We start from the raw sequence: 23,945 nt of genomic DNA on the forward strand, positions 1-23,945 counted from the left end.
ACTCGTCTGTCGGCTAGTATCCGCAGATGCATGCTTGACGGTCCCTCCACCCTGGCTCCTACATACCTCGTAGGAGCCGGGAGGAACATACAAGCTTGCTCGACTGGCTCTTCAACAGCAGTCGAGCAAGCTCGACTCTACAGATATGCGAAAACACGAAGGACCTCCGCCATGAAACGACTGATCCTGCTCACCGCCTGTACCCTGGCCCTGGCTGCCTGCAGCAACCCCGAGGAAGAGCGCAAGGCGCAGGAAGCCGCCGCAGCCGCCGTGCAGGCGCAGAAGGAAGCCAAGGCCGAAGACGTGGCCAAGCAGTACGACATGGCCGTGGCCGCACAGGACTGGGAGCGTGCGCGCCTGCATGGCGCCTCGCTGCTGGATCAATACAAGGACACCGCCGCCGCCGAGCGCATCGCCGCCGGCTTCGACGAGGTCAAGGCCAAGGGCGATGCTGCGCGCGACCTGCGCCGCATGCAGGCGCTGTGGCAGTACAACCAGATCCCGGTGGGCAACAAGGGCAACCAGGTTTCGGCGCAGATCTACAGCAAGGAACGGGTGGATGTGGATGGCAGCGGTGCCAAGCCGGTGCAGCTGGTGTTCCGCGATCACCCGGAGTGGAAGCGGCATGCCTACCTGGTGCTGCAGGCCGGCGATTTCCGCTGCCCGCAGTGCACGGTGAAGGTGACCGTGGACGACGGCAAGCCAATTTCCATGGCGGCGTGGCGGCCGAAGACCGATGAAGCCATCGCCCTGTTCATTACCGACCAGAAGGCGCTGTGGAAGCTGGCGCGCAAGGGCAAGTCGATCAGCATCGAGTTCCCGGTCAAGGCTGGCGGCACGCGCACGGCGGTGTTCGAAACCGGTGGTGTCGACACCAGCCGCATGCCGCAGTGGTGGCAGTGATGGTCGCGACGGGCAGCGCAGTGCACGCGCTGTCCGCGATCCGGCACTGGGTGTTCGACATGGACGGTACGCTGACCGTCGCCGTGCATGACTTCGCCGCGATCCGCCGCGCGCTGGAGATCACCGCGGAGGAAGACATCCTCGACCATATCGCGGCGCTGCCGGACGCACCGGCGCAGGCCAAGCGTGAGTGGCTGCTGGATCACGAACGCACGCTGGCCGAGGAGGCGCTGCCGGCGCCGGGTGCGGTGACGCTGCTGCGCGCGCTGTCGGCGGCGGGCTGCCGGCTGGGCATCCTGACCCGCAACGATCATGCGCTGGCGAAGCTGACCCTGGACGCGATCGGGGTCGGGGAACTGTTCGACGATGCCGACATCATCGGCCGCGATGAAGCGGTGCCCAAGCCGTCGCCGGATGGCCTGCAGCAGCATCTTCGACGCTGGGGAATCGGGGCTGCGGAGGCGGTGATGGTCGGAGACCACGCCTATGACCTGGAGTGCGGGCGCGCCGCGGGCGCCCATACCGTGCTGGTCAACCTGCCGGAGAACCCGTGGCCAGGCAGTGCCGACTGGCATTTCGCCGATTGCCGCGGACTGTTGGCGGCCTGGCAGCAGAAGGGGTAGTGCCGGCCGCTGGCCGGCAGTGTCGACCAAGGTCGACACCTACCAAGGCACAGCGTGTCGACCAAGGTCGACACCCACCGAACAGATGCGCGGGCAGTTCGGTTTACGCGTTCAGCGCGTAACCGAACTGCTGCTTGAACTGCTCGTTGAACTCTTCGAAGGTGAAACGCTGGTTCTGGGTGCCCGGGTGCTCCACCTTCAGCGCGCCCATCAGGTTGCCCATGCGGCCGATGGTCAGCCAGTCGTAGCCCTTCTGGATGCCGTAGATCAGGCCGGCGCGGAAGGCGTCGCCACAACCGGTCGGGTCGACCACGCGGCGCTCGTGCGCCGGCGGGATGTCGTAGCTCTTTTCCGGGGTGTGGATGACCGCGCCCTTCGGGCCACGGGTGGTGATGTAGGCCTTGACCCGGCTGACGATCTCCTTCTCGTCCCAACCGGTGCGTTCCTGCAGCAGGTTCGACTCGTAGTCGTTGACCACCACGTAGTCGGCCTGGTCGATGAAGGCGCGCAGCTCCGGTCCGTTGAACAGCGGCATGGCCTGGCCCGGGTCGAAGATGAACGGGATGCCGTCTTCGTGAAATTCCTGCGCGTTCTGGATCATGCCTTCGCGACCGTCCGGGCCGACCAGGCCCAGGGTCACGCCGGGCACGCCACGCACGTGGTTCTCGTAGGAACGCATCATCGCGCCTGGATGGAAGGCGGTGATCTGGTTGTTGTCGTGGTCGGTGGTGATGAACGCCTGCGGGGTGAACAGCTCATCGATCACGCGCACGCGCGTCAGGTCGATGCCCAGGCCTTCGAAATACTCGCGGTACGGGCCGAAGTCCGAACCGACGGTGCCCATCGGGATCGGCTGGCCGCCCAGCAGGTGCAGGTTGTAGGCGATGTTGCCGGCGCAGCCGCCGAACTCGCGGCGCATGCGCGGCACCAGGAAGGACACGTTCAGGATGTGCACCTTGTCCGGCAGGATGTGATTCTTGAACTGGTCCGGGAACACCATGATGGTGTCGAAGGCAAGAGAACCACAGATCAGAGCGGACATCGATGTAAGCCTATGCGGTGAATTTTGGGGTGGGCCGGCCCGGTTCGGCGGGCAAGCAAACGGCGCCCTTGGGCGCCCGACGGCGCAAAGGTTACCCGCTGGTGCCGCTCAGGGCCAGAACCGGGTGAGACCCGATCAGGCCGAAAGCCTGTGAAGACGCGGGTTCAGCTAGTTTTTTCCTTGCTCGGCGGCAGGCGGGTTGCTAGGCTTGTCGGCCTCGATTTCTGCCCATTTTTTCGCCATCCCGCGGCGGGCACGACACCCCTCAGGACTCCTTCCTCAGATGTTCAAGAAACTCCGTGGCATGTTCTCCAACGACCTGTCCATCGACCTGGGCACGGCCAACACCCTCATCTACGTGCGCGGGCAGGGGATCGTGCTGAACGAGCCGTCGGTCGTGGCCGTGCGCCAGGACCGTGCCATCGGTGGTACCCGCTCGGTGGCAGCCGTGGGCGCCGAAGCCAAGCAGATGCTTGGCCGTACCCCGGGCCACATCACCACCATCCGCCCGATGAAGGACGGCGTCATCGCCGACTTCACCTACACCGAGGCGATGCTCAAGCACTTCATCAAGAAGGTGCACAAGTCGCGCGTGCTGCGCCCGAGCCCGCGCGTGCTGGTCTGCGTGCCGGCCGGCTCGACCCAGGTCGAGCGCCGCGCGATCAAGGAATCGGCCGAGGAAGCCGGTGCCCGTGATGTGTTCCTGATCGAAGAGCCGATGGCCGCCGCGATCGGCGCCGGCATGCCGGTCACCGAAGCCCGTGGCTCGATGGTCATCGACATCGGCGGCGGCACCACCGAAGTTGCGGTGATCTCGCTCAACGGCATCGTCTATTCGGCCTCGGTCCGCATCGGCGGCGACCGCTTCGACGAGTCGATCACCAACTACGTGCGCCGCAACCACGGCATGCTGATCGGCGAAGCCACCGCCGAGCGCATCAAGGTCGAGCTGGGCTGCGCCTACCCGCAGGCGGAAGTGATCGAGATGGAAATCTCCGGCCGCAACCTCGCCGAGGGCGTGCCGAAGATGATCAAGATCAGCTCCAACGAGGTGCTTGAAGCCCTGCACGAGCCGCTGTCGGGCATCGTCAGCGCGGTCAAGCTGGCGCTGGAACAGACGCCGCCGGAACTGTGCGCCGACGTCGCCGAGCGCGGCATCGTGCTGACCGGTGGTGGCGCCCTGCTGCGTGACCTGGACCGCCTGATTTCCGAGGAAACCGGCCTGCACGTGCAGGTGGCGGACGATCCGCTGACCTGCGTGGCCCGCGGCGGTGGCCGTGCGCTGGAGCTGGTCGACATGCACGGCAACGAGTTCTTTGCGCCGGAATAAGCCGTCCCGGCTGCCTGCGCCCGCAGCGCCCCTCCGGGGTGCGGCCCACCATGAGGGTAGGCCGGCACCGGCGGGGCGTCCGCGTGTTTCCCTTCCGCCTTCTGCCAGTTGAATCGTTGCCGTGCCGCCCTACGCCGGACCTCCCGTTGCTTCCCGATCCGGTGATGCCGCCAGCCCGCTGCGTCTGCTGGCTTATCTCGCACTGGCCATCACCCTGATCGTGCTTGACGACCAGGCCGGCTGGCTTGCGCAGCTGCGCGGGCAGGCCAACAGCCTGGTGCAGCCGGTATGGGCACTGGCGGGACTGCCGGGCAAGCTCGGCAACCAGGTCAAGGATTCCGCTGCCAGCCACACCCAGCTGGTCACCGAGAACCGCGAACTGCGCAACCAGCTGCTGCTGGCCAACGCGCGCCTGACCCGCCTGCAGACCGCCGCGCTGGACAATGCCCAGCTGCGCGAGCTGCTGAACGTGGCCGAGCGCAGCGGCCTGGACGTGCAGCTGGCACCGATCCTGGACATCGACCTGGATCCGGTGAAGCAGCGTCTGGTGCTCGACGCCGGCAGCCGCGAAGGCGTGCACGTCGGCCAGGCGGTGATCGATGCCGGCGGTCTGATGGGCCAGGTGATCAGCGTCACTGGCGGTACCTCCACCGTGCTGCTGCTGACCGACCCCGACCACGCGGTGCCGGTGACGGTGGCCCGCAACGGCGTTCGCCTGATCGTCTACGGCCGCGGCGACAAGCTGGAACTGCGCGACATCCCGCTCAGTGCCGGCGTGGAAGTGGGCGATGAGATCGTCACCTCCGGCCTCGGTGGCCGCTTCCCGGCCGGCTTCCCGGTCGGCACCATCACCGGCCTGCGTCCGGACGACACGCACGCCTTCCTGGTCGGCGAACTGAAGCCGGCGGCGCAGCTGGACCGCGGCCGCGACGTGCTGCTGCTGCGCCCGGGCGCGGCAATTCGCTTGCCTGCGGCCAGCGAATTGCTTCAGCCAAGTTTGCCTTCGGCAAACCAGGCTGCCGGGGGGGCATCCCACCTTACCCCCGCGCCTTCAGCGCGCCCCCCTCAACAAGAGGGGGGCTCTCCACCCGATGCTGGGTCGGCGACGGTAGTGCCGGCCGCTGGCCGGCAACCGACCGCGCCGGAGGCCCAGCGATGAGCCGCCTGCGCGACAACCCGTGGGTGCTGCCGGCCAGCCTGGTGGTGGCGCTGCTGCTGGGCCTGCTGCCGTTGCCGGCGCTGCTGCAGCCGCTGCGCCCGTATTGGCTGGCGCTGGTGCTGGCCTATTGGGTGATTGAAGCGCCTGAGCGTGTCGGCCTGGGCGTCGCTTTCGCCAGTGGCGTGATCGCCGATCTGCTGTACGGCGGTGTACTCGGCGAACAGTCGCTGCGGCTGGTGATGCTGGCCTTCATCCTGCAGCGCTTCCGCGCCCGCATCCGCTTCTTCCCGATGTCCCAGCAGATGCTGGCCATCGGCGGCCTGCTGTTCAACGACCGCATCGTCAGCGCGCTGGTCCACATCGTGGTGGATGAGCCGACCCTGCCGTGGTCGTACTGGTGGGCACCGCTGCTGGGCATGGGCCTGTGGCCGCTGGTATTCGTGCTGCTGGACGCGGTGCGCTTCGGCAAGCGCGGGCGCTGAGCCATGATTCCGCGCCGCCAGGTCAAGAACCCGCACGCCGAAGCCGAACAGTTCCGCCGCCGCGCGGCGCTGGGCTTCCTGGGTGTGCTGGTCTGCCTGCTGGGCCTGGGCGGCTGGTACTTCAAGCTGCAGGTGCTGGACCACGACGTCTACGCCACGCGCTCGGAAGCCAACCGCATCAAGCCGCGGCCGGTGGTGCCCGGGCGCGGCATGATCTACGACCGCAACGGCCGCCTGTTGGCCGAGAACGTGCCGGCCTTCCGCCTGGACGTGACCCCGGACAAGGTCAAGGACATGGACGCCACCCTGGAAGGGCTGGCGAAGATCATCAGCATCAGCCCGGAAGAACTGGAAGCGTTCAACAAGTCGCGCAAGGCGCGCCGCAAGTTCCTGCCGGTCACGCTGAAGCTGCGCATGAGCGACGAGGAGATGGCGCGCTTTGCCGTCGACCGCTGGCGCTTCCCCGGCGTCGAGCTGGAACCCTACCTGACCCGTCGCTATCCCTATGGCGATCTGTTCGCGCACATCATCGGTTACGTCGGCCGCGTCGATGACAAGGATCTGGAAATCCTCGGCGAGGGCAATGCCGCGCTGACCCACATCGGCAAGTCCGGCCTGGAGCGTTATTACGAGCAGCAGCTGCGCGGCAAGGTCGGCTACGAGCAGGTCGAGACCAACGTGCAGGGCCGTGCGATCCGCACCATCGGCCGCGTCGCCGCGCAGTCCGGCGCCGACCTGCGGCTGTCGATCGACGCCGACCTGCAGCGCGCCATGGTGGCCGCCTTCGGCGACCAGGAAGGCTCGGCGGTGGCGATGGACCCGCGCACCGGCGAAGTGCTGGCGATGGTCAGCCTGCCGTCCTACGACCCCAACCTGTTCGTCAACGGTATTTCCCATGCCGACTTCAAGGCGCTGAACGACAACCCGTCGCGGCCGCAGTTCAATCGCCTGGTGCTCGGTGGCGTCGCCCCCGGTTCCACGCTGAAGCCGCTGATCGGCCTGGCTGGCCTCGATTCGGGCGTGCGCCGCCCGGAAGACAAGGTGCTGTCCACCGGCATGTTCTACCTGCCCGGCACCTCGCGTGGCTGGGGTGACTCGCACCGCGGCGGCCACGGCTGGACCGACCTGCGCAAGTCGATCGCGCAATCGGTCAACACGTATTACTACAAGCTGGCGCTGGATCTGGGCATCGAGCGCTTCGACCATTACATGGAGTACTACGGCTTCGGCCAGCCGACCGGCATCGACCTGACCGGCGAGATCGGCGGCATCCTGCCGTCGCCGGCCTACAAGCGGAAGAGCCGCAAGGAAGCCTGGTATCCGGGCGATACAGTCAACATCAGCATCGGCCAGGGTGACTGGAAGGTCACTCCGCTGCAGCTGGCGCGGGGCGTCAGTGGGCTGGCCAACGGGCAGCTGCGCACGCCCCATCTGGTGATCCAGCAGCGTGCGGGGTTCGACCATGACTGGATGGCGACCGACCCGGGCGAGAGCAAACCGGTCAGCCCGAACCCGAACAACCTGCAGGCGGTGCGCGAAGGCATGATGGCCACCATGCTGCCTGGCGGCAGCGCTGCGCGAATGGCGGCCGGCGCGCCGTACACGATGGCAGGCAAGACCGGTACCGCGCAGGTCGTCAGCCGCAAGGGCACCGCTGCAGTGAACCCGAAGAGCCTGCCGATGCACCTGCGCCACCGCGCGCTGTTCGTCGGTTTCGCGCCGGTTGACCAGCCGGTGATCGCGCTGGCGATCGCGGTGGAAGGTGGTGGTTACGGCGGTGCGGCGGCCGCACCAATCGCCCGCAAGGTGTTTGATGCCTATCTGCTGGGCAAGATGCCCGAAGGCATGCAGCCGCTGGACAGCGAGCGCGGCACCACCGCCATCGGTGCAACCGCATTCGACAACGAAGATGTGGGCGCGCGCCAGGCCGGTGACCTTGCTGCGGCACAACTGGGGGAACACCCCGTGCTGATTGGCGTGCCTGCGCCGGAACCGGCACCCGCACCCGCACCGCAGCCGGGGACGCCGGCCGCCGCGGCGCTGCCGGCCACGCCACGCCCGACCACCGCGGAGCCCGCACGATGAGAGTGTTCCTGCGTTGGGCCGGCGACATGCTGCGCCGCTTCTTCAGCACGCTGGACTGGGTACTGTGCCTGGCCCTGGGCGCGCTGATGGTGATCGGCCTGGCCACCTTGAAGAGTGCCGGTGGCGACGGCCTGGTGATGGCCCAGGGCGCGCGCTTCGCAGTGGGCATGGCTGCGCTGTGGGGCATCTCACGGGTACCGATCCTGCGCATCCGCTCGGCTACGCCGATGATCTACGCGATCTCGATGATCCCGTTGCTGGCGGTGTTCGTGCTGGGCACCGGCAAATACGGCCGGCAGTGGCTCGACCTGAAATTCTTCTACCTGCAGCCGGCCGAGCTGCTCAAGGTCAGCCTGCCGATGATGGTGGCCTGGTACCTGCACAAGATGCCGTTGCCACCGCGCTTCAATACCGTGCTCGTGTCCCTGGTCATCATCGGCGTACCGACCGGCCTGGTGATGCTGCAGCCGGACTTCGGTACCGGTGTGCTGATCGCCGCCAGCGGCGTGTTCGTGCTGCTGTTGGCAGGCCTGCCGTGGTGGTGGGTCGGGCTGGGCGTGGGTGGCGTGGCTGCGGTCGCGCCGGTGGCCTGGTTCTGGCTGCTGCGGCCGTACCAGAAGGACCGCATCATGATGTTCCTGGACCCGGAGATGGATGCGCTGGGTGCTGGCTGGAACATCATCCAGTCGAAGATCGCGATCGGTTCCGGCGGCTTCGATGGCAAGGGCTGGGGCGAGGGCTCGCAGTCGCACCTGAACTTCATTCCCGAGCAGACCACCGACTTCGCGTTCTCGGTGCTGAGCGAGGAGTTCGGCTGGATCGGCGTGGCCACCGTGCTGGCGCTGTACCTGGTGGTGATCGGGCGCTGCCTGTGGATCGCCAGCCAGTCGCGCGATTCCTATTCGCGCCTGCTGGCCGGCGCCACCGGCCTGGCGTTCTTCGTCTACGTGCTGGTGAACGGCGGGATGATCTCCGGCCTGCTGCCGGTGGTGGGCGTGCCGATGCCGCTGATCAGCTATGGCGGTACCTCGGCGGTCTCGCTGCTGGCCGGCTTCGGGTTGGTGATGGCCGTGCGTAGCCACAATCCAGTGCACGGCGGCTACGGGTAACAACGGCCGCGCCTTTCACCGCGCTTCCATATGCTCGATTGCTTCTCGCTGTTCTGTAGAGTCGAGCCGTGCTCGACTGCTTCTGCTGCATGAAAGGCAGTCGAGCACGGCTCGACTCTACAGACGCAGAAGCACCCTGACAGCTTCACGCAAGCGCGCGTTGTTACCGTGGCCAGCGTGGACTGGAAACGAATGCTTGGCGGCTGCCGTGAGGCGGTGCGCACGATCGACCTGCCGTTGCTGGTCGCGTTGTTGATCCTGATGGGCGCGGGGCTGGCGGTGCTGCACAGCGTGTCCGGTCCGGTGGCCGGGCAGGCGGCGCGCTTCGCCGGTGGCCTGCTGGCGATGTGGCTGCTGTCGCGTGTTTCGCTGCTGCGCCTGCGCGCGTGGACACCGGCGCTGTACGCGCTGTCGATGCTGCCGCTGATGGCGGTGTATGTGATCGGCACCGGCAAGTACGGGCAGCGCTGGCTCAACCTCGGCGTCTTCTACCTGCAGCCCTCCGAGCTGCTCAAGCTCAGCCTGCCGTTGATGATGGCCTGGTACCTGCACCGGCAACCGCTGCCACCGTCACCACGCACGGTACTGACGGCCGCAGTGCTGATCGGCGTTCCCGCCGTGCTGATCCTGATGCAGCCCAACCTCGGTACCGCCACGCTGGTCACCGCCAGCGGTGTGTTCGCGTTGTTGCTGGCGGGCCTGCACTGGGGCTGGGTGGCCACCGGCGCGGTGGGGCTGGCGGTGGCCGCGCCACTGGCCTGGCTCGGCGTGTTGCGGCAGTACCAGAAGGATCGCGTACTGACCTTCCTCGACCCGGCAGCAGACCCGCTCGGCACCGGCTGGAACATCCTGCAGTCGCGCATCGCGATCGGTTCCGGTGGCTGGCAGGGACGTGGCTGGGGGCAGGGCACCCAGGCCACACTGGATTTCCTGCCCGAGTACACCACCGACTTCGCGTTTTCGGTGCTGGCCGAGGAGTTCGGCTGGATCGGTGTGGCGACGCTGTTCGCGCTGTACCTGTTCGTGGTCGGGCGTTGCCTGTGGATCGCAGTGCACGCGCGCGACACCCATGCGCGGTTGCTGGCCGGCAGCCTGGGGCTGGCGTTCTTCGTCTACGTATTGGTGAACGGTGGAATGATTTCCGGCCTGCTGCCGGTGGTGGGCATTCCGATGCCGTTGATCAGTTATGGCGGGACATCAGCGGTCTCGTTGCTGGCCGGTATCGGGTTGGTGATGGCGGTGCGTGGGCACCGGCCCGTGCACGGGGGATAGGGTTTCCAGCCAACGGCGCAGCCCCTCGTGGGTGGTCGCGCAAAGCAGTTCATGGGTGGGGCCGGGTAGATGGGCTGCGCAGGGGACGCTGCAAGTACGTCCATGTAAGCTCGGTCGCCGCATCCATGCGGCTCACGCCCCTGCGCAGCCCATCTACCCGGCCACGGACAGGTTCCGTGCGCGTCCACCCACGGAGAAGAAAAAGAAGATCAAAAGCAAAAGCGGCCTGGCGGGTCGCTTCCTTGCTTTGTGTAGAGCCGAAGGCAGCGGCAGGAGCCGCTGCCAACGTCGCCCACGGCGACGGCCCGAAGGGTGCCGGTCAGGACGACCGGCATAGCCATGCTCGGCTCTCGAGCAAGCGCAGCGCGCGACCCGCTTGTGATCTTCTCTTTCTTCTCCGTGGGTGGCAGACCACCGAAATCTGTCAGAGGGCGGTCGGGTTGGGTATGCGGGGGTGTCAGCCGCATGGGCCCGAGGCATGCCTCGGGCGGGTTGGGCAGGACGCCCAACCCTGGCCTTGCCGCGCGTGCAGGACTGCGCGCAAGAGCAAGCGGCTGCCAAGCCTCCAGGGACGGATTCACGGCGTCCCCCGCGTACCCAACCCGACCGGCCCAGCGGCGGCTTCTGCTTTCCGCAACACACCCCACCCACGAGGGGCTGCGCCGTTGGCTGGAAACTTCCTGACTCTGCGCAACGCCCGTTGTGGAAGCGTTCTCACAACGATGCACGGCAGCACGTCCACTGACCAAAGTCCGGAAAAAGCGTTAGCTGGTTCACACTTTTACAGCGCGTTGATCCTGATCAATGGACTTGTCGTAATCGGCCTGCACAATGGCGGCCCGTTCGGCACGGCGCGCCGTCAATCGTTGCAGCGCGAGGGGGCGTCGGGCGGGAAGCAGTACTGATCCAACGGGTACAGGGAGCGCGGAGCACTGCCACTGGGGAGCGGCAGCCGCGCGGGTACCGACCGGATCCGGTCGCCGGTTGCGTCTGCGGGGATGGGGACGCAACCGGCAACCTCTATCTGAATGGGGAAGTGTGATCACGACGTCTTCACATTTGCCGCTGCTCGCAGGCAAATCGTTGTGATTCATGGTGTTAGGGGTTTTAATTCATCCATGACCTGCTAACCTGCGACGATGATTCGACGCACTCTGGCCTGCATGCTCACCCTCGGCCTGGTCGCCTGCGCGACCCAGCCGAAGTCCCCACCGTCTTCGCCCCAGGCCAGCAGTACGCCGCGCCAGCCCGCCGCCAAGGCCCATGGCCCGGCCGAGGCCGCGCCCGAAGCCGCTGCCGCCACCGCGCCGCCGGTCGATCTCACCCCGGTGCCGTTCGAGGTCGCACGGGCCCGCTTCATTGCCGATACCGCCAAGCGCTATGGCCTGAAGCCGGAGCAGATCAGCAGCGTGCTCGACCAGGCGCAGGTGCGCCAGCCGATCATCGCCGCGATGTCGCGCCCGGCCGAACGGGTCAAGCCGTGGAACGAGTACCGGCCGATGTTCATCAGCAAGGCGCGCATCGATGGCGGCCGCGCGTTCCTGGCCCAGCATCGCGCCGAACTGGATCGCGTGCAGCAGCGCACCGGTGTGCCGGCCGAAGTGATCGTGGCGATCATCGGCGTGGAAACCAGCTACGGCAAGAATGCCGGCAGCCATCGCGTGCTCGATGCGCTGTACACGCTGGCGTTCTACTACCCGCGCAGCGGCGACCCGGCCAAGCTGGAGCGCGAAGTGCGCCGCGAGCTGTTCTTCCGCGATGAGCTGGCCAAGTTGTTCGAGCTGGGCCGCGAAGAGAACCTGGACATCACCACGCTCAAGGGCAGCTATGCCGGCGCGATGGGCATGGGCCAGTTCATGCCGTCCAGCTACCTCGATTACGCGGTGGACGGTAATGGCGACGGCCGTCGCGACCTGTTCACCAGCTACGACGACGTGTTCTCGTCCATCGCCAACTACTTCGTGAAGAAGGGTGGCTGGGTGCGTGGCGGGCAGGTGGCCGTGCCGGCCACGTTGGCGCCGGGCCGTGAGGAATTCAATCCGACCGAATGGATGCCGACCTGGTCGCTGGCCGACCTGGCGAAGCGTGGCTACCAGCCCAGCGCAGCGGTGCAGCCGGGCGCCACCGCCACGCCGATCACGCTTGAAGGCAGCACCGGCAAGCAGTACTGGCTGGGCTTCCAGAACTACTACGCGATCACCCGCTACAACCTCTCGAAGATGTACGCGATGGCCGTGTTCCAGTTGTCCCAGGCCATCGCCGGACAGGAGCTGCCCCCGGCATGAACATCAGATGGCTGGTCCCAGGCTTGATCGTCCTCGCACTGGCTGCCTGCAGCAGCGCGCCGAAGAAGCCGGCCACGGCCGGCCATGGTGGCAAGTCCGGCGGCACCCTGGTGCAGGGTCGTGGCTCGCGCCCGGCACACTGCCCGGAAGGATCGCCCTACGCGGCGGCCAAGGAAGACCTGAGCACCCGCGGCAACTACACCGCCGGTGGCCTGTACAAGCCGGGCGTGCGTGACAGCACGCCGGACTACATTCCCAACGTGGCCTGCATCCCCGAGCCGGAAGTGACCGCGGAAGAACGCTCGGCGATCGGCAACAAGACGCCGTACGTGGTGCTGGGCAAGTCGTACAAAGTGCTCGACGACACCCGCAACTATGTCGAGCGTGGCACTGCGTCGTACTACGGTGCCAAGTTCCATGGCCGCCTGACCTCCAACCGCGAGGTCTACGACATGTACCAGTTCACCGCTGCGCACAAGACGCTGCCGCTGCCCAGCTTCGCCCGCGTGACCAACCTCGACAACGGTGAGTCGGTGATCGTGCGCGTCAACGATCGCGGTCCGTTCCATGATGGCCGCGTGGTCGATCTCAGCTATGCCGCCGCTGTGCGCCTGGGCATCACCCAGCGCGGCACCGGCAACGTGGAAGTGCGCGCGCTGCAGCCGGGTGAGGGCAACCTGCTGGCGCAGAAGCCGCCGCGCCGCGAGCGTCGTGCTGCGGAAGCGGCCGCCGCCAGCGCTGTAGCCAGTGCGCGCCCGGCACCGACCGCGCGTGCCGCCGCCGACAGCGACATCGATCGCCTGGTCAAGGGGCTGCCGGCCGATGGCATGCCGGCGCGTGGCCAGCCGGCCACCACCCAGGGCGTGGCCAGCACCGTGCCGGATGTGGCGGTCAGCAGCCTGCCGCCGAGTGCTCCGCCGGTGCGCAGCACCACATACGCGCCAGCTCCGGCGGTCGTTGCCAGCACCACGCCGCGCGCCGCTGCGCAGGCACCGGTCCGCACCGCCGCCGCTACCCCCAGCCTGTCGCAGCAGGTGGTGGGCGCAGTCATGGTGCAGGTTGCCAGCTTCTCCAACCGTGACAACGCCAACCGCGCGATGGGCCAGCTCAACGCCGCGGGCATCGTCGGTGCCACCATCAGTGACATCGCCGCCGGTGGCCGTACGCTGTTCCGCCTGCGCGTTCCCGCCAGCGACCATGCCAGTGCCGCGGAACTTGTCGGCCGCATCGCCGGTCTGGGGCTGGGTTCGCCGCAGATCGTCAAGGATTGATCCACCCGGGCCGGTGCTGCCGGCCCATGCTGCCCCGGCCTTACAATGGCCGCTACGTTCCACCCTCCATTCCCGGCCGTCCCCTGGAGCCTGCTGTCCAATGAATTTCCGTTCCGCCGCCACCGCCCTGGCCGCCACCCTGGTGGTGGGCCTGGCTTCCGCCCAGACGCCGCTGCCGACTCCGGCCACGCCGGCGCCTGCCGCCGCCGCTGCCGCCCCGGCCACCGTCGCCACTCCGCCGGCGCCGGCGCCGAGCGTGTCCAAGGCCTGGGTGCTGATGGATTACGCCACCGGCCAGGTGCTGGCTGGTGAAAACATCAACGAACAGCTGGCTCCGGCCAGCATCACCAAGGTGATGACGTCCTACGTGATCGCCGCCGAGGTCAAGAACGGCAAGGTCCGTGCGGATGACCAGGTGATGATGAGCGAACGCGCCTGGCGCGAAGGTGGCGCGGGTACCGATGGCAGCTACAGCGGCTTCCCGGTCAACCAGACCGCGCGCCTGGAAGACATGGAAAAGGGCATGGCGATCCAGTCCGGCAACGACGCCGCGATCGCCCTGGCCGAGCACGTGGCAGGCAGCGAAGAAGCTTTTGCGTCGCTGATGAACAGCTATGCCGCCAAGATCGGCATGAAGAATTCGCACTTCGTCAACGCCCATGGCCTGACTGCGCAGGGCCACCACAGCACCGCCTACGACCTGGCGCTGCTGGGCCGTGCGATGGTGCGCGATTACCCGGAAACCTACGCGTACAACAAGATCAAGGAATTCCAGGTCGGCAACATCAAGCAGCCGAACCGCAACCTGCTGTTGTGGCGCGATGGCAGCGTGGACGGCATCAAGACCGGCCACACCTCGGAAGCCGGTTACTGCCTGATGAGCTCGGCCCAGCGCGGCGACCAGCGCCTGATCGCCGTGGTGCTGGGCGGCCAGTCGGAAAAGCAGCGTGCCGATGACAGTCTGGCCCTGCTGAACTGGGGTTTCCGCTTCTTCGAGACCCACCGCCTGTACGAGCCGGGCAAGGCCGTGGCCGAGCACAAGGTCTGGAAGGGCACCACCGACAAGGTGCAGCTGGGCGTGGCCCAGCCGATGCTGGTGAGCGTGCCGCGTGGCCGTTACAACGACCTGAAGCCGAGCATCGACGTGCCCAAGACCCTGGAAGCACCGTTCACCGCCGGCCAGCAGATCGGCACCGTGAAGGTGATGCTGGATGGCAAGCTGGTGGCCGAAGCGCCGCTGGTGGCGGTGGCTGCCGTCGAACAGGCCGGCTTCTTCAAGCGCCTGTGGGACAGCTTCTGGATGTGGTGGGAATCGGAATGATCCACGCCCCGGCGTGGTGAAGGAAAAGGCCGGCAAATGCCGGCCTTTTCTGTTTCGGGATGCCGCTTGCGCATGAATCCTGCCGGATGTGGGTAGTGCCGGCCGCTGGCCGGCTCCCCATGAATCCATCCGGATATGCCGGCCCCGGTGTGCCGACCAACGGTCGGCACCTACCTACAGCGACCGGCTGATGGTGAAGCTGCCGAACACCGGCGCTTCGCGTTGGCCGTTGAACTCGCGCGTGCTGTGGTAACGCGCCGCAGCGAACTTCCAGCGTCCGTACATCACCGCCACGCCATAGCCGCCGTAGGCCACCACATGGCGCTTGTCCACACTGTGGCTGTTGCGGAACGTGTTGCCATCCAGCGTGATGTCACGGATCACCCAGGCGGCGTCCGAGGTCGCGAACAGGTGCCAGGACCAGCCATTGGGACGGCCGCCGCGGGTCGGCGCAGTGTTCTCACCGGCCGGGCGCAACGGCGTGCTGCCGAAGTCGTCCGGCAGCTTCCAGCCGAAGCGTACTTCACCGCCAAGGTTGGCCTTGGTTTCCAGGTTGCCGATCGATCCGCCGTAGTGGCTGATCGCGTCCCAACCCCAGCCGTCGGCATTGACGCTGGCATCGCCCGGCCAGCGGCGCATGCGCTCATGGGTCAGCATGAACAGCGGCTCGTTGTGCAGCTGGTTGTCCCAGCCCTTGAATTTCTCGTCGCCCAGCACTTCGTGCACGGCATTCTGCACCTGCTTGCCCTGTGCCCACGGGCCAACCACGCCCAGCGTCAGCTGGGTGGTCTGCAGGCGGTCGCCGCTGCGCGCATTGAAACCGAAGTTTGCGATCAGTACGCCGGCGTAAGGGCGGTCGTCCTCAATCAGGTCCCTGCGGCTGAAATCGGTCGGGGTGAAGATGCCCTGGCCGATGCTGAAGATCATGTTCTGCTGTTCGAACTTGCCCGGATGCAGCCCTTCCAGGTACTGGTTCACCCAGCGGGCCATGCGTGGCAGGCAGGGGTCGTCGGTGTAATCGACCAGATTGGGCGAGACCAGGGTCAACAGTGCACCATTGGTATAGCCCTGGTCCTGGTGGCGGCCGCCGAACAGGTCGTTGTCAACGCGGAAATTGACCTGCGGAGGGTGGTCGCGCATCGCGTCCGGGCCACATTGTTCGGCCGCCTGGGCGGCGAGGGGGAGGGCAGCAGCCAGCAGGCCGGACAGCCCGAGGGCTGCAAGGCGACGTTGGGAAGGGGGGCTCATGTGGAGGTTTTTTCTGTCTGTCGTTATATGCCGCGACACGGTACTCGTGCGGGCGTGATGGAACGAGCGCGTTCGAATCACTTGTCTGTTCCGAAAACGACATTGTCTCGTGAAGACAATCCTGCACTGTCCTGCGGCGCCCCAAGGGGCAACGGCCAATGCTGAACGGCTGTTCAGCTGCAACGCAGCGACTCACCGGTGCACTGTTTGACGTTGATGAATACTCTTGGGTTTGTTGGCCTGCGGCCCGATAATGGGGGCATGGAAATCAAGTCCGACAACCCCGACCACGGCTTCCAGTTCCCCGGCCAGTTCGAGCTCAGTGCCATGGGCCCGGCCAACCGCGGCCTGGAACATGAGCTTCCCCGCCTGCTGCTGGCTGCCGGCATCGATGTGGTGAATGAACGCATCAGCTGGAAGCATTCCTCCAACGGCAAGTACGTGTCCGTGCGCATCGTGTTCAAGGCCGAGAGCCGCGAACAGTACGACCTGGCGCACCAGGCACTGCGCGACCACCCGGAAGTGAAGTGGACGCTGTAGCCGACAGCTGCCCGGCCGAAGCCGCCCCGGAAGACCGTGCGCCGCGCCCGGCGCTGGTCCGCGACCTCGGCCGCCAGGCCTATGAACCGGTGTGGCGCGCCATGCAGCGCTTCACCGACCAGCGCAGCGAGGCCGACGCCGATGAGCTGTGGGTGGTCGAGCACGACCCGGTATTCACCCTGGGCCAGGCCGGCAAGGACGAGCATGTGCTGGCGCCGGGCGAGATCCCGGTGCTGCACGTGGACCGCGGCGGCCAGGTGACCTATCACGGCCCCGGCCAGCTGGTGGTCTATCCGCTGCTGCGCCTGCCACGGCTGGGCATCGGTGTGCGCGACTACGTGTGCCGCATCGAGCAGGCCATCATCGACACGCTGGCCGAGTGGAACATCGGCGCCGAACGCCGCGAGGGTGCCCCGGGCGTCTACGTCGGTGGCGCCAAGATCGCCGCACTCGGCATCCGCGTGCGCCGCGGCTGCACCTTCCACGGACTGGCCTTCAACGTGTCCATGGACCTGGAACCTTTCCACCGTATCAACCCCTGTGGCTATCAGGGGTTGCAGGTGACCTCGGTGGTAGACTTGGGCGGGCCCTCCGGGATGGAGGCCGTCAAGCCGGTGCTGCTGGACCACCTGGCCCGCCAGTTCGGCCTGCTGCTGCAGCCCACGCCCGAACTGCCTGATCTTTCTGCGGCCGCCTGACCGCCCCCGGAACTGCCATGACTGAAACCACCGCCCGTTCCATTCCCCTGCAGATCGTGCAGGGCGACTCTCCGTCCGCCGCGCCGTTGCAGGCCGGGGTCAAGCAGCTGGGCGGTGACAAGATCAACCGCTCGCCGGTGCAGTTCGCCGACGCGCCGGTGCTGCGCAAGCCGTCCTGGATCCGCGTGCGCATTCCTTCGGGCAATGCCGTGCAGAACCTGAAGGCCAAGCTGCGCGAGAACCGCCTGGTGACGGTGTGCGAGGAAGCCAGCTGCCCGAACATCCACGAGTGCTTCGGCCACGGCACGGCAACGTTCATGATCCTCGGCGAGGTCTGCACCCGCCGCTGCTCGTTCTGCGACGTCGCCCACGGCCGCCCGAAGCCGCCGGATGCCAACGAACCGGCCAGCCTCGGCCAGACCGTGGCCGACATGGGGCTGAAGTACGTGGTGGTGACCAGCGTCGACCGCGATGACCTGCGCGACGGCGGTGCCCAGCACTTCGTCGACTGCATCAGTGCCATCCGCGCGAAGTCGCCGGGCACCCGCATCGAAGTGCTGACCCCGGACTTCCGCGGCAAGGGCCGCATGGAGCGCGCGCTGGAGATCCTGGCGCAGAACCCGCCGGACGTGTTCAACCACAACATCGAAACCGTGCCGGACCTGTACCGCAACGTGCGCCCGGGTGCGGACTACCAGTGGTCGCTGAACCTGCTGAAGAACTTCAAGGCGCAGCATCCGGACGTGCCGACCAAGAGCGGCATCATGCTGGGCCTGGGCGAAGAGTTCGAGCAGATCAAGGCCACCATGCGTGACCTGCGCGCGCACGACGTGGACATGATCACCATCGGCCAGTACCTGCAGCCGACCGCGCATCACCACCCGGTGCTGAAGTACTGGACCCCCGAGGACTACAAGGCGCTGGAAGACTACGGCTACGAGCTGGGCTTCAGCCACGTGGCCTCCGGCCCGATGGTGCGCTCGTCGTACCACGCCGACGTGCAGGCCAAGGGCGCCGGCGTCCGGTAAGCGGTTGCGCGATGCGCGCTACCGCTTCCCACGCTGCGCTGCGCACACCGTGGGCCCCGGCTTACCACCACCCACACCCCCGCCGCTTCGCGGCTGCCCCCTGACTCAGGGGGCTTGCAACCCCATGCCCTCTGCAACCGGACAGACGGCGCCGCTGGGTGCGCCGCTCTTCAGCCATTCACAATTTGCTACACCGGCCCGGCTAGGCTGGTTTTCCACCGAGCGCGGCCGGGTGACAAACCCGGCAACTTTCGGCACTGTCGTGGTGTCTTAACACCCCGCAGTCTCCCCCTTGGCAAGGCGCCTTCGAGCACGTCAATGAAATTCAAAGCCCCCGCATTCCTGATGGCCCTGGCGCTGGTCGCGCCGCTGGCGCTGGCGGCCAAGGCCGATTCGCCGGCATTGCCCGCTGCGGCAACCGCCGATCAGGTGACCACCTCCAAGCTGGTGTACGGCCTGCTGTCCGACAGCCGCTACGCGTACCGCCCGCGTGCGCTGGACGAGGCCACCTCCAAGGACGTGTTCAAGCGCTACCTGGAGACGCTGGACGGCGGCAAGCAGTACTTCACCCAGGCCGACGTGGCGCGCTTCGCGCCGTTCGAAGCCAACATTTCCTCGGCCATCCGTGGCGGCGAGCTGGAGCCGGCGTTCCAGGTGTTCGCGGTCTACAAGCAGCGCGTCGGCGAACGTGTGGCCTACGCGCGCAAGCTGCTCAAGCAGGAGCCGGACTTCACCACCGACGAGCGCTTCGAATACGACCGCAAGAAGGTGCCGTGGGCGGCCAGCAGTGCAGAGCTGGATGAGCTGTGGCGCAAGTCGGTCAAGAACGACTGGCTGCGCCTGAAGCTGGCCGGCAAGAAGCCGGACGACATCCGCAAGACGCTGGACAAGCGCTACGCGACGCTGGAGAAGTCGGTCAATGAACTGAAGGGCGAAGACGTCTTCCAGTTCTTCATGAACTCGTACACCAGTGCCGTTGACCCGCACACGGATTACTTCACCCCGCGCACCGCCGAGAACTTCAACCAGGCGATGTCGCTGTCGCTGGAAGGCATTGGTGCGCAGCTGCAGCGCCAGGACGACGTGGTGGTGATCCGCGAGATCATCGCCGGTGGCCCGGCCGCAGTGGATGGCACGCTGAAGCCGGGTGACCGTATCGTCGGCGTCGGCCAGGGCAAGTCCGGCCTGGTCGAGGACGTGATCGGCTGGCGCATCGACGACGTCGTGGCCAAGATCCGCGGCGCCAAGGATACCCAGGTCAAGCTGGAGTTCATCCCGGCTGCTGAGGGCGCCGACGGCAAGCACCACACTCTGGTGCTGACCCGCCAGAAGGTGCGCCTGGCCGAACAGGCCGCCAAGGGCGAGACCATGACCATTCCGGCCGCCAATGGCGAGCCGGCGCGCAAGGTCGGCGTGATCAAGCTGCCGACCTTCTACCAGGACTTCGAAGGCCGTCGCCGCAACGCGGCCGACTACGCCTCGGCCACCCGCGACGTGGCCAAGCTGCTGGCCGGCTTCAAGAACGACAAGCTGGACGGCGTGGTGCTGGACCTGCGCAACAATGGTGGTGGTTCGCTGGATGAAGCCATTGAACTGACCGGTCTGTTCATCGAGCAGGGCCCGGTGGTGCAGGTGCGCGAGTCCGGTGGCCGCGTCACCGTCAACAGCGACCGCAACCAGGGCGTGGCATGGGATGGCCCGCTGGCAGTGCTGATCAACCGCGGTTCGGCCTCGGCTTCGGAAATCTTTGCCGGTGCCATCCAGGATTACGGCCGTGGCCTGGTGATCGGTGAGACCAGCTTCGGCAAGGGCACCGTGCAGAACATCGTCGACCTGGACCGTTGGCCGAGTGGCGAGACCCAGCGCTTCGGCCAGGTGAAGCTGACCATCGCCCAGTTCTTCCGCATCAGCGGCAGCAGCACCCAGCACAAGGGTGTGGTGCCGGACCTGGCCTTCCCGGCCAGCGTCGATGCCACCGAGTTCGGCGAGAGCACCTACGACAACGCGCTGCCGTGGACCCGCATCGCTGCCGTGCCGCACACCCAGTACGGCAACTTCGCGCCGCTGCTGCCGAAGCTGGAAACCCGCCATGACGCGCGCATCGCCGCCGACAAGGAATTCCAGTGGTGGAACGAGGACGTGCAGCAGTTCCGCACCGAGGCCGCGAAGAAGTACATCTCGCTCAACGAGGCCACCCGCCGCGCCGAGCGTGAGCGCCAGGACACCCAGCGCAAGGAGCGCCAGGCGATGCGCAAGGAGCTGGGCCTGGCCCTGGACCCGCTGGCCGATGACAGCAACGACGACGGCCTGACTGGCAACGAGCGCGACATCGTCAAGGATGCCGCCCGCGAGAAGGCTGCCGAGAAGCGTCCGGACCCGCTGCTGCGCGAGTCGGCCTCGATCCTGGCCGATGCGGTGAACCTGCTGGCCAATGATCGCCCGCTGTCGGCGCAGGTGCTGCCGCAGTCGACCGGCGCTGGTCGCTGGGCGGACTGAGCCGGCGACGGCATGTGATACCCGAGGGGCCGGCATTGCCGGCCCCTTTCTGTCTGGGGACCTCGTTCACGGTAGCGCCGGGCCATGCCCGGCGAGCGAAGTGCCACAAACGACTTAATCCCCTCCGTCCCCTTTTCTGTGCATGAACCGGCAGCAACGGGGTGGCTCGGTCACGCCGGTTTCAACCTGCCGCACACGGCCGCAGGGCTACCCTTGGCGGTACCGTCCTCGCAGGAGTACCCATGCGGGCCTCCCGTCTTTCCAGTGCTGCCGTGGCGCTCGCCAGCGCCCTGATCCTGTCGGCCTGTGGTGGCCGCGCCGCCGACAGTACGTTGCTGCGCGAATCCTTTGATTCCGGCGACACCTTCTCGCGTACCGTCGATGGCCGCCCCGGTGACGCCTGCGAGGCCGCGCGGCGCACCCTGCTCAGCCAGGGCTACGCCATCGCCCGCTCCGACGAAGCGCAGGTGGAAGGCAACAAGAACTTCCAGCCACGCGAGGACGACCACGAGCAGCTGGTGCTGCGCATCTCCTGTGCCCCGCGTGGCAGCCAGACGCTGGTGTTCGTCAGCGCCGTGCAGGACCGCTATGCGTTGAAGAAGAGCCCGACGTCGGCCAGCGTGGGCGTGGGTGCATTGGGCTCGGTGTCGCTGCCGTTCGGCAGCAATGACGACTCGCTGGTGAAAGTGGCCAGCAGCACGGTCACCGATGCCGAGTTCTATCGCCGCTTCTTCCAGCGCCTGCAACAGTACCTGCCGGCGGATGCTGGCAAACCCGCACCGCCTGCGCTCGCGCCGCCCGAGCCTGCATCGTCCGAGCCCGCACCGGCCCGCAGCACGGATCAAGGGTGATCGTGCGCGGCACGTTGATGGGCGTGGCACTCCTGCTGATGCCCGCGCTGGGCATTGCGTCTGCAACGCCGGACTGCACGCAGGGCCTGCTGCAGCGGCTGGGATGGCGCTTTGACGAGGTCACGGCCGGTGCACCACAGGTGCACGGCGGCCCGGTGTGTACACGTTCCTCGCTGGCTGAAGCACAGGCGGCAGGCGATCTGCGCGTGGGGTGGCCGGCCGGAATGTCCGCTGCAGCACGCCAGGCGTTGCTGCAACAGTTGCTGGACGATCCAGCCACGGTCTGCGCCTATGCCTTCGAACTGGGCGCGGCCACGCAACGTGCGGCTTCTGCACTGCAGGACAACCCCACCTTCCGCTTCTCCGGCCCGCAGCTGGGCTGGATCGGCTTCGGCCTGCAGGGCCCACGCGCGCAAGGCTGGCAGCGCACACGCAGTTTCGGTCGTGGCTTCGTGCCGAGCGCGGGTAACAGTCATGCACTGGAGGCGTTCTACAGCGGTGCCGTGCGTGCCGAATGCGGGGTCGGCCGCCAGGTCGCGCAGCTGGCCACGCAACGAGAGCTATATGGTGATGCCGCGTTCGATACGGAGTTCGCAGCGGATGAACTGTCGATCGGCACCTTCCTCGCCCTGCACGAGACCGACAGCATCCTGCTCGGTGCCCACGCGGGCGATTTCTTCGCCGATGGCAAGGCGGTGCGCACCTCGGCGATGGGACGGCAGGCCTTCGTTGGCGTGCCCGGTTTCATCGAGCACGTGTACGGCAAAGGCACGCTGGATGATCTGAGCAACCAGGCCGAGAACTTCGTCGTGGTCGAGGTGGGCGAGGGCGCCGCGCAGGCACTGGCTGCGCATGGCGGCCTGGCCTGGTACGACCAGCGCAATGTCGAACTCTGGAAACTCGCGCAGGGCATCCCGCGCATCGGCCAGCGCTACTTCGAGCGCCTGCTGTTCGAGCGCGATCCGAACCTTCGTGCACGGCTGGAACCGCGCTACCACGACACGCTGGCACGCATGGACCAGCTGCTGGACGATCCGTTCTACCAGCAGTTCGTGATCTATGTGCATCCACGCGGTATACGTCCCATCGGCTACCACATCGCCCGCCTGCTCGATCGCAACCCGCGAACGCCGTTTTCGATCGACCTGGCGGTGCACAATCTGCATACCACGCTCTACCGGCGTTGGCGCGAGGCGCAGCTGCGCCACTGCGCGGCTACCGGCAGGCCAGGCAGCCTGACCCTAGACCCCAACTGAAGGTGAAACAATGGATATTGCAATGATCGGCCTCGGCCGCATGGGCGCCAACATGGCCCAGCGCCTGCATCGCGGCGGCCACCGCGTGGTCGGCTACGACCCGGGCGAGGGTGCCCGCCAGCGCGCTGCCGAGGCCGGCCTGGAAGTGGTTGATTCGCTGGCCGCCGCGGTTGCCGCGCTGCCGGCACCGCGCGTGGTGTGGCTGATGGTGCCGGCCGGCGAAACCGTCGACCAGACCCTGGGCCAGTTGACCCCGCACCTGGCCGAGGGTGACATCGTCATCGATGGCGGCAACTCCAACTACCAGGACTCGATCCGTCGCGCCAAGGCACTGGCCGAAGACGATCTGGGCTACGTCGACTGCGGCACCAGTGGTGGCGTGTGGGGCCTGCAGGAGGGCTACAGCCTGATGGTCGGTGGCGAAGCGTCGGTGGTGGAGCAGATCGCACCGCTGCTGCGCACGCTGGCACCGGCCGAAGATCGTGGCTGGGGTCGTGTCGGCCCGTCCGGCGCTGGCCACTTCACCAAGATGGTCCACAACGGCATCGAGTACGGAATGATGCAGGCCTACGCCGAAGGCTTCGCACTGATGGAGCGCAAGCAGGAAATGGAGCTGGACCTGGCCCAGGTGGCCGAGGTGTGGCGCCACGGCAGCGTGGTGCGCTCGTGGCTGCTGGACCTGAGCACCGAAGCCCTCAAGCGCAATCCATCGTTGGATGGCATTGCACCGTACGTGGAAGACTCCGGCGAAGGCCGCTGGACGGTTGCCGAAGCGATCGCACTGGATGTACCGGCACCGGTGATCACCCTGTCGCTGCTGGAACGCCTGCGCTCGCGCGAATCGAATTCGTTCACCGACCGCCTGCTGTCGGCGATGCGCAACGAGTTCGGCGGCCACGCCATCAAGAAATCGTAAGCACCGCGGTGGGGTCGGACCCCTTCGGCG

General features: G+C 67.0%; 20 protein-coding genes. 18 read left to right on the forward strand and 2 right to left on the reverse strand.

Annotation, left to right across the window (positions count from 1 at the left end; translation table 11 throughout):
- The first annotated feature begins 171 nt into the window (after positions 1–171).
- On the forward strand, positions 172–903 hold the full coding sequence (locus ACMZ91_RS18205) for a hypothetical protein (protein WP_414578128.1): 732 nt from the start codon (positions 172–174) through the stop codon (positions 901–903).
- Positions 903–1,526: an HAD family hydrolase gene (locus tag ACMZ91_RS18210; RefSeq protein ID WP_414578126.1), complete on the forward strand. Its 624-nt coding sequence runs from the start codon at positions 903–905 to the stop codon at positions 1,524–1,526. The genes ACMZ91_RS18205 and ACMZ91_RS18210 overlap by 1 nt, the downstream gene beginning before the upstream one ends.
- 103 nt (positions 1,527–1,629) lie before the next feature.
- On the opposite strand, the gene ACMZ91_RS18215 is transcribed toward ACMZ91_RS18210, so the two are convergent.
- Positions 1,630–2,568 carry a carbohydrate kinase family protein gene (locus ACMZ91_RS18215; RefSeq protein WP_006392776.1) on the reverse strand — a complete coding sequence of 313 codons (939 nt, stop codon included), beginning with the start codon at positions 2,566–2,568 and terminating at the stop codon, positions 1,630–1,632.
- 283 nt (positions 2,569–2,851) lie between these two features.
- Here ACMZ91_RS18215 and ACMZ91_RS18220 point away from each other — a divergent pair, with 283 nt between their 5' ends.
- The 9 genes from ACMZ91_RS18220 (at position 2,852) to ACMZ91_RS18260 (ending at position 14,882) form a co-directional block, all read left to right on the forward strand.
- Positions 2,852–3,898: a rod shape-determining protein gene (locus ACMZ91_RS18220; protein WP_005419402.1), complete on the forward strand. Its 1,047-nt coding sequence runs from the start codon at positions 2,852–2,854 to the stop codon at positions 3,896–3,898.
- Between the two features lie 121 nt (positions 3,899–4,019).
- Complete coding sequence (gene mreC / locus ACMZ91_RS18225; protein WP_414578124.1) at positions 4,020–5,057, forward strand: rod shape-determining protein MreC; 1,038 nt, start codon at positions 4,020–4,022, stop codon at positions 5,055–5,057.
- Entirely contained in the window at positions 5,054–5,539 is a 486-nt protein-coding gene (gene mreD, locus ACMZ91_RS18230) for a rod shape-determining protein MreD (protein ID WP_032130319.1), read from the forward strand. The genes mreC and mreD overlap by 4 nt, the downstream gene beginning before the upstream one ends.
- Before the next feature lie 3 nt (positions 5,540–5,542).
- Positions 5,543–7,624: a penicillin-binding protein 2 gene (gene mrdA, locus ACMZ91_RS18235; RefSeq protein WP_121504363.1), complete on the forward strand. Its 2,082-nt coding sequence runs from the start codon at positions 5,543–5,545 to the stop codon at positions 7,622–7,624.
- Positions 7,621–8,733, forward strand: a complete 1,113-nt coding sequence (gene rodA / locus ACMZ91_RS18240; protein ID WP_032130317.1) for a rod shape-determining protein RodA — start codon at positions 7,621–7,623, stop codon at positions 8,731–8,733. The genes mrdA and rodA (ACMZ91_RS18240) overlap by 4 nt, the downstream gene beginning before the upstream one ends.
- 192 nt (positions 8,734–8,925) lie before the next feature.
- On the forward strand, positions 8,926–10,005 hold the full coding sequence (rodA, locus tag ACMZ91_RS18245) for a rod shape-determining protein RodA (RefSeq protein WP_032130316.1): 1,080 nt from the start codon (positions 8,926–8,928) through the stop codon (positions 10,003–10,005).
- Positions 10,006–11,144: 1,139 nt separating this feature from the next.
- Complete coding sequence (gene mltB / locus ACMZ91_RS18250) at positions 11,145–12,290, forward strand: lytic murein transglycosylase B (RefSeq protein ID WP_049400491.1); 1,146 nt, start codon at positions 11,145–11,147, stop codon at positions 12,288–12,290.
- Positions 12,287–13,561, forward strand: a complete 1,275-nt coding sequence (locus ACMZ91_RS18255) for a septal ring lytic transglycosylase RlpA family protein (RefSeq protein WP_277778305.1) — start codon at positions 12,287–12,289, stop codon at positions 13,559–13,561. Before mltB ends, ACMZ91_RS18255 begins: the two co-directional genes overlap by 4 nt.
- A gap of 100 nt (positions 13,562–13,661) precedes the next feature.
- Positions 13,662–14,882: a D-alanyl-D-alanine carboxypeptidase family protein gene (locus ACMZ91_RS18260; RefSeq protein WP_032130313.1), complete on the forward strand. Its 1,221-nt coding sequence runs from the start codon at positions 13,662–13,664 to the stop codon at positions 14,880–14,882.
- 174 nt (positions 14,883–15,056) lie between these two features.
- Here ACMZ91_RS18260 and ACMZ91_RS18265 read toward each other — a convergent pair whose 3' ends face one another.
- Positions 15,057–16,130: a lipid A deacylase LpxR family protein gene (locus tag ACMZ91_RS18265; protein WP_032130312.1), complete on the reverse strand. Its 1,074-nt coding sequence runs from the start codon at positions 16,128–16,130 to the stop codon at positions 15,057–15,059.
- A 261-nt stretch (positions 16,131–16,391) separates the two neighbouring features.
- Here ACMZ91_RS18265 and ACMZ91_RS18270 point away from each other — a divergent pair, with 261 nt between their 5' ends.
- From ACMZ91_RS18270 to gnd, 7 genes are all read left to right on the forward strand, one after another.
- Entirely contained in the window at positions 16,392–16,670 is a 279-nt protein-coding gene (locus tag ACMZ91_RS18270) for a YbeD family protein (protein WP_005411067.1), read from the forward strand.
- Complete coding sequence (gene lipB / locus ACMZ91_RS18275) at positions 16,658–17,368, forward strand: lipoyl(octanoyl) transferase LipB (RefSeq protein WP_010480980.1); 711 nt, start codon at positions 16,658–16,660, stop codon at positions 17,366–17,368. Before ACMZ91_RS18270 ends, lipB begins: the two co-directional genes overlap by 13 nt.
- A gap of 17 nt (positions 17,369–17,385) precedes the next feature.
- Complete coding sequence (lipA, locus tag ACMZ91_RS18280; protein ID WP_032130310.1) at positions 17,386–18,396, forward strand: lipoyl synthase; 1,011 nt, start codon at positions 17,386–17,388, stop codon at positions 18,394–18,396.
- Positions 18,397–18,714: 318 nt separating this feature from the next.
- Positions 18,715–20,892 (forward strand): carboxy terminal-processing peptidase, encoded by a 2,178-nt coding sequence (locus tag ACMZ91_RS18285; protein ID WP_032130309.1) that lies wholly within the window; start codon positions 18,715–18,717, stop codon positions 20,890–20,892.
- A 242-nt stretch (positions 20,893–21,134) separates the two neighbouring features.
- Positions 21,135–21,743 (forward strand): DUF2242 domain-containing protein, encoded by a 609-nt coding sequence (locus ACMZ91_RS18290; protein WP_134951871.1) that lies wholly within the window; start codon positions 21,135–21,137, stop codon positions 21,741–21,743.
- A gap of 17 nt (positions 21,744–21,760) precedes the next feature.
- Positions 21,761–22,999 carry a hypothetical protein gene (locus tag ACMZ91_RS18295; protein ID WP_414578130.1) on the forward strand — a complete coding sequence of 413 codons (1,239 nt, stop codon included), beginning with the start codon at positions 21,761–21,763 and terminating at the stop codon, positions 22,997–22,999.
- Between the two features lie 10 nt (positions 23,000–23,009).
- Complete coding sequence (gnd, locus tag ACMZ91_RS18300; protein ID WP_049463249.1) at positions 23,010–23,915, forward strand: phosphogluconate dehydrogenase (NAD(+)-dependent, decarboxylating); 906 nt, start codon at positions 23,010–23,012, stop codon at positions 23,913–23,915.
- Positions 23,916–23,945: the final 30 nt, after the last annotated feature.

Source organism: Stenotrophomonas sp. FR024 (assembly GCF_047500745.2).
In the GTDB taxonomy this organism is placed as follows: Bacteria; Pseudomonadota; Gammaproteobacteria; order Xanthomonadales; family Xanthomonadaceae; genus Stenotrophomonas; species Stenotrophomonas maltophilia_A.